This is a genomic window from Myxococcus llanfairpwllgwyngyllgogerychwyrndrobwllllantysiliogogogochensis (assembly GCF_006636215.1).
Lineage (GTDB): Bacteria > Myxococcota > Myxococcia > Myxococcales > Myxococcaceae > Myxococcus > Myxococcus llanfairpwllgwyngyllgogerychwyrndrobwllllantysiliogogogochensis.
The window spans coordinates 1-14,377 of record NZ_VIFM01000092.1; the positions used below are offsets into that span (position 1 = coordinate 1).

A 14,377-nucleotide genomic window follows, 5' to 3' on the forward strand; every position below is an offset into this window, starting at 1 on the left:
GGCTCGGGCTTACCTGCACGCAGGGGGCTGCCGACCCGCACCGGGAGAGCGCTACGATGCGCGCCGCCCAGGAGGAGTCACCCATGGCGACGAAGAAACGCAAGACCAGTGCTGCGAAGAAGTCATCCCGGCGCGCCTCCACCCCGAAGAAGGCCGCGACTCGCAAGAGCGCGACACGGAAGGCCCCCGCGAAGAAGAGCGCGACTCGAAAGAGTGCCGCGAAGAAGGGCGCGGCTCGCAAGAGCGCGGCGAAGAAGAGCGCGACACGAAAGAGCGCCGCGAAGAAGGGTGCGGCGCGCAAGAGCACGGCGAAGACAGGCGCGACTCGAAAGAGCGCCGCGAAGAAGGGCACGGCTCGCACGAGTGCCCCGAAGACGACGACGTCCGTGCCTTCGAGTGGAGGCAGGACCTCGACGTCCCCATCGCCCCGGCGCGCGGTCTCCCGGAAGGCGCCCGCGTCGCCGTCCGTCGAGGTCACCTCGGTTGCCTGGGACGAGCGCCCCGCCACGGGCTCGCCCTTCGTCGAGGAGGTGGAGACCTCATCCGCCGGCATCCAGCCCCTGGCGCCCGTCCACGCGGCGGTGGACGAGCTGACCAGCTCCGGCAACGAGCTGCTCGACATCTTCCAGCGCTACGACCGCAACCGCACCGGCTCGATTGAGCGCACCGAGTTCGCGCGGCTGCTGGAAGCGCTCGGGCAGAACGTCACGGACGAGGAGCTGGAGATCGCCGTCGACATCGTCGACACGGACCGCACGGGGAAGATCTCCTGGAGCCAGTTCAAGGTGTGGTGGACCAGCCGCTAGCAGGCAACGAAGCACGTCCGCCGCGCAGGGCCCTCTCCGGGGCGGAAGGTGACTGGCGAGTGCGCGGTCACCGGCCGGGTTCAACCTGGAGAGGACCCAGGCCCACGGGGAGCGGCTCCCAACGAGCCCTCTTTTTGGGAATGGTGGGGTCCATCATCTGTTCGAGCGCCCCTAAATAGTGACGGGGAGCCGAGCTGACCTACACTCGCGACGGGAGGGGGAACGGTGACCGACCTGGCGTCCAGAGCACATTCCACCGTCTTCGAGCACGCGCGCGACGCGGTGCTCGTGCTCGACGCCACGCACCTCATCCAGGAGGTCAACCGCGCGGCGGAGCGCATCTTCGGCCCCCGCGCGGAGCTGGTGGGCATGGCGGTGACGCGGCTGTTGTCGGGCTGGCGTCCCCCGGACACGCGAGGCTCGCCGGACACGCCCCATGAGACGGAGCTCGCCGGGCAGCGTCCGGGTGGCACGGGGCCCGCGTACTACCTGCGCGTGCAGACGCTGACCCAGGTGGACGCGCAAGGCGCCCCGCTCGGCTGGGTGCTCCAGCTCCAGGACATGCGCGGAAGCCTGGAGGTGGAAGCGTCCATCCGCCAGCAGAAGGAGTTCTTCGAGGCGGTGGTGCGCAACAGCCCGGTGGCCATCGTCACCATCACCCGCCAGTTCATCGTGCTCTCGTGGAACCCCGCCGCCGAGCGCCTCTTCGGGTACACGCCGCAGGAGGCGCTGGGCAAACACATCTTCGACCTCGTCGCCACGGAGGAGACCGTCCTCCCCGACGCGAAGAAGGCGCAGCGAGATGTCACGCAGCGAGGCCGCGTGCACTCCGTCACCCGGCGGCTGCGCAAGGACCACACCATCGTCGACGTGGAGCTGCTCGCGCTGCCGGTGTCGGTGGGCGGACGGCAACTGGGCTTCATCGCCATCTACCACGACATCACCGACCTCCAGCGCGCGCGCCAGGCGGCCGAGTCCGCCAACCAGGCCAAGAGCCTGTTCCTGGCGACGATGAGCCACGAGATTCGCACGCCGATGAACGCCATCATCGGCATGACGGGGCTGATGCTGGACACGCACCTGACGGTGGAGCAGCGGGAGTTCATCTCCACCATCCGTCAGAGCAGCGAGGCGTTGCTCACGCTGCTCAACGACGTGCTGGACTTCTCCAAGATTGAAGCGGGCCGCTTCGAGACGGACCCGCACCCGTTCGACCTGCGGCAGTGCGTGGAGTCGGTGCTGGACCTGCTCGCGGTGCGCGCCAGCGAGAAGGGGTTGGACCTGGGCGCGGATATCTCGCCGCAGGTGCCGCAGGTGGTGATGGGCGATGCCTCGCGGCTGCGTCAGGTGCTGCTCAACCTCGTGGGCAACGCGCTCAAGTTCACCGAGTCCGGCGGCGCCGTCGTCTCCGTGGATGGCGCGCGCCGCAAGGAGGCTCCGGACGCTCCCTGGGAACTCACCTTCTCCGTGCAGGACACGGGGCCCGGCATCACCGAGGAGAAGCAGAAGGGACTCTTCCAGCCCTTCAATCAGCTGGACGTCTCGGTGACGCGCAAGTTCGGTGGCACGGGCCTGGGGCTCGCCATCTCCAAGCGCCTGGTGGAGGCGATGGGTGGACGCATCTGGGTGGAGAGCGAGGGCGTGCCGGGCAAGGGCGCCACGTTCCATTTCTCCCTCACCGTGCAGGCCGCGCCGCAGACGACCGCCGGGTACCTGCGCGCGGACCAGCCGCTGTTGCAAGGCCGGCGTGTGCTCATCGTCGACGACAACGCCATCAACCGACGGCTCCTCGGACGGCAGCTCCAGACCTGGGGCGCGGTGCCGGTGGAGGCGGGCTCGGGGATGGAGGCGCTCGCGAAGCTCCAGCCAGGCGCGGGCTTCGACGTCGTGCTCATCGACCATCAGATGCCGGGGTTGGACGGGCCTTCGCTCGCCGCGCGCATCCGTGAGCGCGAGGACCTGCGGGCGCTGCCTTTGTTGCTGCTCACTTCGCCCGGTCGTCGCGCGGTGCCGCCGCCGGGCCTCTTCACAGGGGTGCTGTCCCGCCCGATGAAAGCCTCCCAGCTCCATGACACGTTGATGTCCTGCTTCTCCCAGGACGTGGCCCGGGCTCGCGCGGAGTCCGCCGCCACGGGGGCGCCCATCCCCAGGGATCGTCCGGGAGACCGCGTGCCCCTGCGCATCCTGTTGGCGGAGGACAACCCCACCAATCAGCGGCTGGCCAGCCTGATGTTGGATCGACTGGGCTATCCGGTGCAGGCCGCGTCCAATGGTCGCGAGGCGCTCCAGTGGGCCATGCGTCAGCGCTTCGACGTGGTGCTCATGGACCTGCAGATGCCGGAGATGGATGGGCTGGAGGCCACGCGTCGGCTGCGTCAGGAGCTGCCGCCCAACGTGCAGCCATGGGTCATCGCGATGACGGCCAACGCGATGGACTCCGACCGCGAGCAGTGTTTCGAGGCGGGGATGGATGACTTCCTCGCCAAGCCCATCCGCGTGGAGGCGCTGACCGCCGCGCTGGTGCGCTGTCAGACGCCGCGGCCGCAGGGCGGCACGCGCTCCAGACCCGAGCGTGGCGCGCTCGTGGAGGCGCCGCTCGACGAGGACATCGTGCCGGTGGCGGCGCGCATTCCCGGCCTGCAGCCCGCCGCGCTGGCGCGGTTGTGGCGGGAGCTGGGCACCCAGGCGGGGAACATCCTCCCGGAGCTCATCGACACCGCGCTGCTCAGCATGCCGGCCCTGCTCGAAGACGCGTACACGGCGTTGCGGCATGGGCTGCTGGATGATGTCAGCCGCGCGGCGCACACCCTCAAGTCCAACGCGGCATGGTTCGGCGCCTCGGGGCTGGAGGCGCAGTGCCGGGACATCGAATTGCGCGCGGACGCGGGCGAGGTCGCCGACATGGCGGAGCGCCTGGACCGCTGCCGGGCGGAGCTGGAGACGGCTCGCAGGCTGCTGTCCCGGCTGCGTGAGAGCATCGGGACTACGGTGCCCCGGAGCTGAGCCGACGGGGTGGTCAGCCCCTCGGGCTTCGCGCCGTCCCTGGCCGACCGCGACTTCCTCTTCGAGGTGAACGATGAGCGACTCTCCAACGGACCCTCCCCGCTCGGGGACTTCTCGCATCCGGGGGCTGGAGCAGGTGGACCGGCTGTCGGTGCCCTTGCCGCACGGCACCGAGGTGACGACGCGCGTGGAGCGCCTGGCCTCGGGCGGGCGCCGCATTCCGCAGGGCGTGGTGGGGCGCGTGGTGCGCGCCCGGGATGGCGGGCTCGACATCCAGATTGTCGGCGTGGGCGAGGTCTGGTTCACGCGTGAGGAACTGGTGCCTCGTCGTCCGGGGCAGGTCCAGTTCGCGCGGCGTCGCGAGGCGGCGTGGCAGTCCCTGGTGCCCTGCGTGGTGCTGGAGACGCGCGTGGGCAGCCATGCGTGGGGACTGGCGAACGCGCAGTCCGACGTGGACGTGCGTGGCGTCTTCGCGCTGCCGCTCTCTTGGACCTTCGGCCTGGTCGAAGCGCCCATGGACCTGGTGAGCGCCGATGGCAGCAGCACCTACTGGGAGACGCGCAAGGCGGTGGAGCAGGCGCTGCGGGCGGACCCGAACACGCTGGAGACGCTGTTCGTGCCGGGAGCCCGGGCGCTGGACGAACTGGGCGAGTGGTTCCTCGCGGAGCGCGAGGCGTTCGCCTCGCAGGCCATCTTCGGCAGCTTCGGGCGCTACGCCATGAGTCAGCTGGACAAGCTCACGCGCAGCCAGCGGCTGGCCGAGCACCGGGACCTGTTGCTGGAGTGGCTGTGCGAGGAGCCCGCTCCGAACCTGGACGAGGTGGCGCGGCGCCTGTCCGAGGTGTCTCCGCGTGAAGCGCCCACGCAGCAGGACGCGCTGCTGGCGGCGAAGACGTACGTGAAGCAGCTCTACCGCTCGCTGTGGGACCAGGGGTTGTTGACGGCGAACGACTTCGCGGCGCTCACGGCCTATGCCCGAGGTGGGGGGCAGCGTCCTCCCTCCGCGCGGGAGCTGCGGCCGAAGAACGCGTACAACCTGCTGCGGTTGATTTCCACGGCCACGGGCTGGCTGCGCCATGGCGAGCCCGTCTTCGAGGCGACGGGCGCACTGAAGGCACGGCTGCTGGACATCAAGGCGGGGAGCGTGCCGCTCGATGACGTGCTGCGGGACGCGGAGGCGATGGCGCCGGAGCTGGAGGCGGCGCGACGGGAGAGTCGACTGCCGGAGCATCCCGACTACGCGCGCGCGGACCGACTGTTGCGACGCGTGGGGGCCGAGGTGGCGCGACGCTGGGTGTTGAAGACACCGGGACCGCTGGGGCGCGAGGCGCCCGAGGCCCCGGAGACGGAGTGGAGGGATTCGGAATGAAGGGCGCCATGACGGAGCACGAGCGGAAGGTGGCGGACGGCGTGCTCGACGAGGAGTCCGCGAAGCGAGAGCACCTGGTGGTGTCCTTGTCGGGTGCGCATGCGTATGGCTTTCCCTCGCCGGACAGTGATTTGGACCTGAAGTCCATCCACATCGCGCCCACGGCCCTGCTGCTGGGCCTGCAACCCCGGCAGCTCAACGCCGAGCGGCTCCAGGTGGTGGACGGAGTGGAGGTGGACTACTCGTCCAACGAACTCCAGCCCGTGCTCCAGGGACTCTTGCAGGGCAATGGCAACTACCTGGAGCGCCTGCTGGGGGCCATTCCCGTGCGGGTCTCCCCGGAGCTGGAGGCCCTTCAGCCGCTGGTGCGCGGCGTGTTGTCGCGTCGGGTGCACCGGCACTACCGGGGCTTCGCCCACGGTCAGCTCCGGGAGTGGGAGAAGAGCGGCTTCCGCTCCGCGAAGAAGCTCCTCTACGTGTTGCGCACCACGCTCACCGGGACGCACGCGCTGCGCACCGGCGAGGTGGAGACGGATGTCACCGAGCTGCTGGATTCCCACGGCTTCGCGGAGGCGCACGAACTGGTGGAGCAGAAGCGACGCGGGGAGAAGTCCGAACTGCCCGAATCGCTCAGCGCGAAGTGGCGCGCCGAGGTGGCCCGCTCCTTCGAAGTGCTCGATGCCGCCCTGGAGGCTTCCGTGTTGCCGGAGGAGCCCTCCCAGGCGGCGGTGGACGCGCTGGAGGCGTGGATGCTGGACCTGCGACGCAGGCGGTTCGTGGCCGTGTCGTGAGGCACGGGCCACGCACCGCGCCGTGGGCCTCAGGGGTCCGTGGGTGACAGCCGCGACAGGGAGCGGTTCTTGACCTTGAGCCAGGCCTGTTGCCTGAACAGGTAGGTCGAGCAGAGCTGGCGCCACGTCCACACGTCCGGCAGCTTCCACCACGCCGCGGGCGGCTGGATGCCCTTGTCCCGCAGGTTGCCGATGCCCCGGTAGCCGACGCCGTCGAGCCCGAAGGCGCAGTTGGACTCGAGGACCAGGACCTTGTCCGTCGCGGGGTGATGGTCCACGACGAGGAGCGTGTGGCCGGAGCGCCACTGGTTTCGCCAGCCCTGGATGAGTGTCCACGGGTGGGGTGGCACGTCCGCTGACGGAGGCGGGATGGCCATGCCGCTCTCGACGGCGGAGGTGACGGGGGAAAAGTTATCCTCCGCGGAGGCAATCATCATCTGTCGGTGACGGCGGGAGTCCCATGCGAAGGCCGCGCCGTGCGCATCGGCGAAGGCCTTCACGGTGAGGGCCTCCACGAAGGTGCAGCAGTTGTTGAACCGGGGAGGCCCCAGGGGGACGCGAATGCCTGGCAGCGTCCACGGGTAGTAGGCCTTGTCCGGGTCGTAACGGTAGTCGCGCAGCCCGCCGAGGAGCGCGACGAGCCGGTCCTCGGCCACGGCCAGCGGCTCGTCGTCGAAAGGCAGCCTTACGGCCGGAGGCGGCTTCTCCTGCTGGACGACGGTCGCGTAGCGCTGGGTCCGCCAGCGCACGCAAATCCAGGTGTCCAGCGCGCCCAACGTCGGGACTTCCAGGCGCACGTAGTCCGTGTCGGGCGTCGGAAAACCGAGGCGCTCGTCCAGGACGAAGTAGGTGCCTGGCTCGACGTAGCCCTCGAACTGCGCGTTCGTGTCCGGCTCCACGAAGCCGCGAAGTCGGATGGGAAGCTTCGCGACACGATAGGTTTCCGCCAAGACAGGACCCCCCGGAGAAGATGACCTGGTGTGAAGTCTAACTCACTCCGGGAGTTGTTCGCAGGACGTGGCGGGGGAGGTGCCAGGCGGGTGCCCCGACTGGTCCGCGCTAGGCGCAGCAGTCCCTGGGGCAGTTGCTGTACTCATTCACTTCGCAATAGCCGTCGCCGCACACATGGATGAAGTTTTCATCCTGGGGCGGAGGGGTGATTGCCTTGGGCGTGAGACACATGGGGCCGCAGTCCACCGGGCAGTTCTCGCCCGCGCCGCAGACACCATCGCCACAGTACGGCGAATATCCACAGTCGGTGGGACACGTCGATTGATTCTCGCCCACTTCACAGATGCCATTGCCGCAAGAGGCCGGGCAGTCCGAAGGACAGGTGACGCGCTCGTTCCCATCGCATTCGCGATCGCCGCACTGGTGGCCAAGGCCCGCCTCGGCGGACTGCTGCTCGAGCTTTGCGACGTCCGAGTCGTCGGCTTCCGTCGCGATTCCGCCGCACGCCAGCAGGACCAGTGAGGCCACCACGGTGGCCGTCACACCACTCCAACGCTTGCTCATACATCCTCCTGGAAAAGGAGGCGCGGAGCCTGGTCGTTGCTCTCATGGAAAGGTCTGGCCTTTCCAATTCGTGACATGAGGTCGCGGCTGGTGCAACGCGTTACGAGGCCTGTGAGTCCAATCCGCCCCTGTTGTTTCCCCGTAGAAACTCCACCTGGAGCACGGTGCCTTCGGGACGGTGCGCCCACTCCAGGAAGGATGCGCGGAAGGACTCCACGGCCTCGACCAGCGGGCTGCCCGCCTTCCAGGCCAGCGCGCCCGCATCTTGCGCATCCCGGGTGCTCAGGCCGATGACGAAAGAGCCCTTCGCGGGTGTGGCCTGAAGCGGGCGTACGGAGAGCCGCCGGTCCCCTTCCAGCCGGTACACCAGGGCCGTGAGATGGCCGAGGACCCAGCCCACGGCGACTTCGTGGTCCTCCACGGAGCGTGCTTCGACGGACAGGCGCAGCCGCGTGGGCAGGTCCCGGGCGGTGTCGACAGGCTGGAACAACGCCTCCCACGCGAGAGTCGTACCCGCCGCGCGGGCCTCCGCCACGAGCGCTCGAGCGCGCATCCACTCATCGCGGAGGACGCGGAACGTGGAGCGCGACACATTGCGCGCCGTATTCCGCGCGGGTGCGGCCGGGGCGATGACGGGCAATAGGTCTCGCTTGCCATCCGGACGATAGCGCGCCAGCTCCGGCGTGAGGGCCACGGGCTGTGGCCAGGGCCAGGAGGCGAAGGTCCCGAAGAAGTGGGCGAGCAATTCCGCGTCGGTCTTCACCGTGCCCGGCGCCGCCCTCGTGAAGGCCCACGTCGCGAGCACCGTCCACGACAGCCCGCCGAGATAGCCGAGCGCATGCGAGTAGACGCCCCGGGCCTTGGCCCACGTCTTCACCGCGCGAAGCAGGGTCCGGAAGCGCTCGCGCTGTCCTTCGTCCTCGCCCAGTGTTTCCAGCACGCCTTGCATGTCCGCGAGTCCCAGGACGGAGCGGAGCCCCGCGGCATCCAACTCCTCTCCATGGAGCGACAGCAGCGTCGAGGGCTCGCAAGGAGCCACGCCTTCGGGACGGCTGGCGTAGGACACCTCGAAGCTCACACCGCCCAGTGACAGCTTCACCAGGGGAATGGCGGCATCGGCCACGAATCGCGCGGAGCCCGATGCGGAGGGCGGCTGCTTCTCCAGCTCTCGAAGCAGTACATGCGCGAAATCCTCACGGGAGAGGGTGGCGGGGCCAATGGCCACCGCGTCCACGTCGCTGTCCGGTCCATCCGTGCCGAGCAGCGATGAGCCATAGGGATGCAGCGTGGTGCCCACGCGTTCGCAGAGCTCCTTGAGGCCTTTCACCGCCTGGAGTCTGGACGCACGTGACGCATCGGTCGCTCCGGCGCACAGGGTCGCGAGCACCGCGCGCAGCGGGGTGTCTTCCTGCCCGGCCGCCGCCTGCGACTCCGCCGGCCCTGGTTTCCGGGACGGGGCGGATGCTCCCAGGGGAATTCGCCGCACGACTTCGAACGGGGTGTCGCCCTTGCGACGGATGATGCAGACCTCGTTCACGCGGAAGCTCACCGGACGCCAGCCTCGGGCCCACGAGGAAATCGTCCGTTCGAGTTCCACGTCCCCCGTGCGTGGGAGCTGTCCCACGGAGAGGTGCGGTGTGAATCCGTGGGTTGGGGGCGCGCACTCGGGCACGGCCGCCACGAGCTTCGCGTGCAGGGCCGCCAGCGCGTCTTCGGGCTGGGTGTCCGGCCGAAGCCAGGCCGTCGCATTGGCGCGGTGCTCGAAGTGGCCGAAAGAGGAAAGCGTCATGTCGAAGGGCTCGATGTCTCGGAGCGTCTCCGCGAGCACTGCCTCGGCGGTGTCGAAGTCCTCTTCTGGGAGGAAGGGGTAGAGCAGCGTGACGTGTGGCATCCACCGCTCGAACTTCGCGTCGTGCTTCTTGCGCAAGGCCTGGATGGGTGGCCACGCGGCCTCGGGTGGAATGAGCACCACGGCCGTGTGATGGACCCGTCGCTCCGCTCCCGGGAGGGTGCTGGGCCGCGAGGAAACCTCACGCGCCAGGACACAGCGGACTCCGAAGTGGTCGGAGGCGAAGAGGGCGTCTCCGGAAGGCGCCGGAGGCCCGGCCAGCGGGGCCTCGCCGAAGAGGCCAACGGCCTCCGGAACGAGTCGACCCGATGGAGACTTCACCAGCACGCGGTCCGGTCGTTGGAGTCGACCGGAGACGGTGGTGAGCGCGGCCAGCGGGTTGAGCAGGGGGTTGTAGGTCTCCCCGGTCTCCGAGGGCCGCAAGGTAGGCCACGCATCCACGAAGCCCGCCCGTGTGAAGGTGTCCGCCTCCTGCTCTCCGTCTCCGAAGTTGAAGTCACCGGCCAGCACGATGTCCGGTGCCCCGCCTTCAGCCGATGCGGTCAGCTCGCGAGCCCAGTCGACGAGCGCCTGGACCTGCACGCCTCGCGCGGCGGCGCCTGACGCATCCCGGTTGCTCGTGAGGTGAGGCGTGGCGACCCACAGCGAAGTGCCCGCCACCCGCAGCTCGCCAGCGATGATGCGCTTGTCCCGGGAGAAGACGCGCTGCCACACCGAGGCGAAAGGCACGCGCGACAGGAGCACCTGGCCATAGGTCTCCACCGTGTTCGCCTCCGGGCCGTCCGACACCCAGTAGTGCTCACGCACCCACGACTCATCGAGCAGGGTTTGCAGGAAGGAGGTGGTGACTTCCTGGAGGGCGATGACGTCCGCATCCGTCTCGCGCAACAGGTTCATCGTCGCCGGAGTCCTGCGTTCGGTCTCCAGCTTCTCCGCGTCATACAAGTCGAAGAGGACGTTGAACGTGACGACGGTGAGCACGGCCGGTGTCGCTGCCACCTCGTTCGGGGAGGGCGACACCTTCCTCCATTCCTCCGCGCGCGTGTCGTAGCGATAGGAGGGGAGGGGTGTGAAGCCAGGAGCCGCGCTCGCGCGACGCGGTGCGGGCGCGGGCTCCTCAGTGGGGGACGCGGTGTGGCTCAGCCGGTCGATGCGTTCCTTGCGGTCCCACATCACCTCGCGTCCACGCTTGAAGTACCAGACGCGGTGCCACGGAATTTCACCGTCTGGGACGAAGGCCTCGAAGGGCATCTCCTCCAGGGTCTCGCCGTGCGCGTCGTAGCCGATGACGAACTCGCGAGCCTCCAGGCGAGGGTCCCACCGGATGCGGTGATACACCTCGCGGCTCGTCGTGAAGCGTTCCTGGGACATGGCGAGCACTCACAAGAGAAGGGGAGACTTCCGCCGACTACATCTGAGGCTTTGGAGAGAGGCCAGCGGACGCGTCGCACCTGACGCCACGCCGCCGGCCCGGCTGACAGTCTGCTTCAGGTCGGACTCACTCCCGCCACCAGATAGAAGCGGAACTCCCCGGAGTTGACTCCGTAGGCTGCGTCCACTCCCACCAGGGGCAGCACGAGGTTGCGCAGATAGAGCCGCAACCCCGCGCCCAGGCCCTGCGCCAGGGTGGCGCCCTTCAGTCCGCTCTGGCTGTCGGGCAGGTAGCCGCGCACCACTCGCCCATTCACGTCCCGCAGCTCGCCGTCCGAGGGCAGCTCCCTCCACGCCATCAGCCCCGTGTCGGAGAAGCCCACGCCCCGGAAGGACAGGGAGCGGATGGTGAAGAGGGGGAAGTGATACTCGGCGGTGAAGGACAGCCGGGTGTCGCCTCGGAACTGACGGTGGACGAAGCCCCGCAGTCCGTTGCCTCCCATCACCAGTTCCTGGTGGAAGGGCAGGTCCACGCCCGCGGCGGCTTCACCGCGCAGCACCAGGTTGTGCTCTTCGAACAGGCGCAGGCCATGGCGGTACAACAACCCGAAGCGCCGGTAGCGGAAGTCGCTCCACACGCCGGGGTTGGACACCTCGTAGGAGGCCTCCAGGTTGAGGCCCTCCATCACCGCGTGGAGGTTCTGCCGGGTGTCGATCCCCACCATCAGGCGCAGGGAGGTATCTCGCTGCGAGGGGCCGATGGAGAACGCGGGCGTGGTGACCTCCTTCTCCGGGTCCGGGGACTTCGCGTCGATGCTCATCAGCCGGTACTTCACGGCGGCGCGCACGCGCTCGAAGAGCATCACCCCCAGCTCGCTCGAGATGGACGCCGAGTTGAGCCGCGTGCGCCGAACGACGACCGGGTCCTCCTGGCCCGCTCCTGGCTGGTACTCGTCCATGCGGTCGCTGCGAAGCTGGCCCTCCAGGCTGAACCGCAGCTGCGGCAACCCAAAGAGGTTCGGGTCCAGGTAGCCGGCGAAGATGCCGCTCTCCGCCGTACTCACCTGCGCGGCCGTCGCGAACTTCTTGGCCCGGCCCCAGAGGTTGTTCTCCGCGTACAGCAGGCCGCCGCCGATGTTGTCCGAGGACAGCGCGAACGTGGGCGCCACCACCCAGGACGCCTTGTCCTCCACCTCCAGGATGAGGCGCACACGGTTGGGGGCCGTGGGCTCCAGGCTCACCTTCACCTCCTGGAACAGGCCGGTGGCGACCAGCCGTCGCTCCACCTTGTCCAGCTCCTCGAAGGTGATTTCGTCGCCGGTGTCGATGCGCGAAAAGGAGCGCACCGTCTCCGGCAGCGTCTTCTCGGGGCCGCGCACCACCACCTCGTCCACCACCTGCCCCGGACCTTGCGCGTCCGCCTGCCCCGACAACAGGGCGATTCCCAGCGCCGCGCACCACTTCACCACACGTCTGCTCATGACTCGTCGCACGTCCCGTGACTGCAGCGGGGCCGCCGGCCTGGACCCATGGAAGCCCACCCTACCGCCCCCCGTGCCTCGTGGGGCCACGGACTGTGGGCAAGGAACTTCCGCGAAACATTTGCTATGCCTGACCCCAGGAAGCCCTGGGACCCCCGGGGCGCCGACCCGATGACCGGTATTTTTCGTCAGCTGCGGCGCCGACGTCTCATGCGTCGGCCCTTTCCTCCCGACTGGCTCGGCTACCTCGACGCGCGAGTGCCCTTCTTCGCCACGCTGTCTCCCGCGCTGCGCGACGACTTCCTCGCCAAGCTGAAGGTCTTCGCCTGGGAGAAGGAGTTCATCGGGGCCGGGGGACTGGAAATCACCGACGAGATTCGCGTCGTCGTGTCCGCCACCGCCGTGCAGCTCGTGGTGCACCTGGACCTGGCCTATTACGATCGGCTGCGTGAAGTCATCGTCTACCCCGATGCGTTCCTGCTGCCAGACCGCACCGGTGTGGTGCTGGGCGAGGCCAAGAACTGGGGCTCCGTCATCCTCTCCTGGGCCGCGGTGCTCGGGGGCCTGCGCAATCCGGACGACGGCCACGACACCGCCACGCACGAGTTCGCCCACGTCCTGGATCGGGCGGACGGAGCCTTCGACGGGACGCCGAAGCTGCGCAGCTATTCGCACTACCGGACCTGGGCCTCGGTGATGAGCGAGCACTACCATGGGCTCCAGGAGGGCCGCCCCCGGGAGCGCCAGGTGTTGGATGACTACGGCGCCGTCAACGAGGCGGAGTTCTTCGCGGTGGCGACCGAGAACTTCTTCGAGCGCCCCACGCGGATGCGCGAGAAGACGCCGGATTTGTATGAAGAGCTGAAGCGTTTCTATGGCTGGGACCCGGCCTCGGGCACCTGAGCCCGCGCGCGGCCCGCCCCGCTGTGGTAGGCGCGATATCCAGCACCCGCAGGAGAGACTCGCAATGTCCGCACCCGCTGCGCCCTCGGTGTCCATGTTCGTCGAGCTGGAGCGCGAAGCCTGGCGGGCGCTGCGCGCGTCCACGCCGCTGACGCTCACGACGGAGGACCTGGACGGTCTGCGGGGGCTGGGTGAGCACCTGGACCTGGAGGAGGTCTCCGACGTCTACCTGCCCCTGTCCCGGCTGCTCAATCTCCAGGTGGCCGCGGCCCAGCGGCTGTGGATGGAGCAGCAGGCGTTCCTGGGGGGCTCCACCAGCAAGGTGCCGTTCATCATTGCCATCGCCGGCAGCGTGGCGGTGGGCAAGAGCACCACGGCCCGCATCCTCCAGGCCCTGCTTGGCCGGTGGCCGGACCATCCTCGCGTGGAGCTGGTCACCACGGACGGCTTCCTCTTTCCCAACCGCGTCCTCACCGAGCGCGGGCTGATGAAGCGCAAGGGCTTTCCGGAGAGCTATGACCGGCGCGCGCTGGTGCGCCTGCTCGCGGAGCTGAAGGCGGGACGTCCAGAGGTGTCGGCGCCGGTCTACTCGCACCTCGTCTACGACGTGGTTCCCGACGAGGCGAAGGTCATCCGCCAACCCGACATCCTCATCCTGGAAGGGCTCAACGTGCTCCAGTCCGGCGCCACCGGACAGCGGGTGCCGCACACCTTCCTGTCGGACTTCTTCGACTTCTCCATCTACGTGGATGCGAGCGAGCAGGACATCCGCCGCTGGTATGTGGACCGCTTCCTGCGGCTCCAGCAGACGGCGTTTCGCGACGAGCGCAGCTACTTCCGCCGCTTCTCCGACCTGACGAAGGACGAAGCGGTGACGATGGCCGAGTCCGTGTGGGGCGACATCAACGGCCCCAACCTGGCGCAGAACATCGCGCCCACTCGCTCGCGCGCCCGGCTCATCCTGCTCAAGGGACCGGACCACAAGGTGAAGCGCGTGCGGTTGCGCAAGCTGTAGTCCGCCCGTGTCAGCGCGCGGTGGAGGGACCGCGGTTGGCGAGCGGTTGTGCCCGGGGTGTATGTCTGGGACATTTCAGCGACACAGTGGGAGTCACCGCATGCCCCTCCCTTCGATTCACCGTACGGTCCGCTCAGTGATGGTGCTTGCGCTGGCCCTTCTGTCCGGCCCGAGTCTCGCGGCGGACGCGGGCTCCGACGGGTGTCCGGTGGGCTTCGAGTGTCCCGTGCGAGTGGACGGCACCGAACACCTCCTTCGGGTCGCTGACGCGGAG

General features: G+C 68.8%; 10 protein-coding genes and 1 pseudogene. 7 read left to right on the forward strand and 4 right to left on the reverse strand.

All coding sequences use genetic code 11. The features are described 5' to 3' along the window. Positions 1–83 precede the first annotated feature (83 nt). The 5 genes and pseudogenes from FJV41_RS53800 to FJV41_RS22645 form a co-directional block, all read left to right on the forward strand. Positions 84–401: pseudogene (locus FJV41_RS53800) on the forward strand (EF-hand domain-containing protein); the annotation flags it as partial. 129 nt (positions 402–530) lie between these two features. Continuing rightward, a complete protein-coding gene (locus FJV41_RS53805) occupies positions 531–806 on the forward strand; it encodes an EF-hand domain-containing protein (protein WP_246137354.1) in 276 nt (91 codons plus the stop codon). A 225-nt stretch (positions 807–1,031) separates the two neighbouring features. Next, a complete protein-coding gene (locus FJV41_RS22635; RefSeq protein WP_141644608.1) occupies positions 1,032–3,809 on the forward strand; it encodes a PAS domain-containing hybrid sensor histidine kinase/response regulator in 2,778 nt (925 codons plus the stop codon). A gap of 73 nt (positions 3,810–3,882) precedes the next feature. After that, positions 3,883–5,178, forward strand: coding sequence for a DNA polymerase beta superfamily protein (locus FJV41_RS22640; protein ID WP_141644609.1), 1,296 nt, complete (start codon positions 3,883–3,885; stop codon positions 5,176–5,178). Next, positions 5,175–5,969, forward strand: a complete 795-nt coding sequence (locus FJV41_RS22645; RefSeq protein ID WP_141644610.1) for a nucleotidyltransferase domain-containing protein — start codon at positions 5,175–5,177, stop codon at positions 5,967–5,969. The genes FJV41_RS22640 and FJV41_RS22645 overlap by 4 nt, the downstream gene beginning before the upstream one ends. 29 nt (positions 5,970–5,998) lie before the next feature. Here the strand turns inward: FJV41_RS22645 and FJV41_RS22650 are convergent, their stop codons facing one another. From FJV41_RS22650 to FJV41_RS22665, 4 genes are all read right to left on the reverse strand, one after another. Further along, positions 5,999–6,919 carry a hypothetical protein gene (locus FJV41_RS22650; protein ID WP_141644611.1) on the reverse strand — a complete coding sequence of 307 codons (921 nt, stop codon included), beginning with the start codon at positions 6,917–6,919 and terminating at the stop codon, positions 5,999–6,001. Positions 6,920–7,028: 109 nt separating this feature from the next. After that, positions 7,029–7,484 (reverse strand): hypothetical protein, encoded by a 456-nt coding sequence (locus tag FJV41_RS22655; RefSeq protein ID WP_141644612.1) that lies wholly within the window; start codon positions 7,482–7,484, stop codon positions 7,029–7,031. 100 nt (positions 7,485–7,584) lie between these two features. Further along, on the reverse strand, positions 7,585–10,704 hold the full coding sequence (locus tag FJV41_RS22660) for a poly(A) polymerase (RefSeq protein ID WP_141644613.1): 3,120 nt from the start codon (positions 10,702–10,704) through the stop codon (positions 7,585–7,587). Positions 10,705–10,820: 116 nt separating this feature from the next. Then, a complete protein-coding gene (locus FJV41_RS22665) occupies positions 10,821–12,185 on the reverse strand; it encodes a BamA/TamA family outer membrane protein (protein WP_141644614.1) in 1,365 nt (454 codons plus the stop codon). Positions 12,186–12,356: 171 nt separating this feature from the next. Here FJV41_RS22665 and FJV41_RS22670 point away from each other — a divergent pair, with 171 nt between their 5' ends. Both FJV41_RS22670 and coaA read left to right on the forward strand, forming a co-directional pair. Then, positions 12,357–13,088 carry a M90 family metallopeptidase gene (locus FJV41_RS22670; RefSeq protein ID WP_141644615.1) on the forward strand — a complete coding sequence of 244 codons (732 nt, stop codon included), beginning with the start codon at positions 12,357–12,359 and terminating at the stop codon, positions 13,086–13,088. Positions 13,089–13,152: 64 nt separating this feature from the next. Next, entirely contained in the window at positions 13,153–14,103 is a 951-nt protein-coding gene (gene coaA / locus FJV41_RS22675) for a type I pantothenate kinase (RefSeq protein WP_141644616.1), read from the forward strand. Positions 14,104–14,377 lie beyond the last annotated feature (274 nt).

Bases quoted from the DNA above. Each gene is read 5' to 3' on its own strand.
- FJV41_RS22640 (WP_141644609.1), top strand. From the start codon at position 3,883: ATGAGCGACTCTCCAACGGACCCTCCCCGCTCGGGGACTTCTCGCATC.
- FJV41_RS22645 (WP_141644610.1), top strand. From the start codon at position 5,175: ATGAAGGGCGCCATGACGGAGCACGAGCGGAAGGTGGCGGACGGCGTG.
- FJV41_RS22655 (WP_141644612.1), bottom strand. From the start codon at position 7,484: ATGAGCAAGCGTTGGAGTGGTGTGACGGCCACCGTGGTGGCCTCACTG.
- FJV41_RS22660 (WP_141644613.1), bottom strand. From the start codon at position 10,704: ATGTCCCAGGAACGCTTCACGACGAGCCGCGAGGTGTATCACCGCATC.
- FJV41_RS22665 (WP_141644614.1), bottom strand. From the start codon at position 12,185: ATGAGCAGACGTGTGGTGAAGTGGTGCGCGGCGCTGGGAATCGCCCTG.
- FJV41_RS22670 (WP_141644615.1), top strand. From the start codon at position 12,357: ATGACCGGTATTTTTCGTCAGCTGCGGCGCCGACGTCTCATGCGTCGG.
- coaA (WP_141644616.1), top strand. From the start codon at position 13,153: ATGTCCGCACCCGCTGCGCCCTCGGTGTCCATGTTCGTCGAGCTGGAG.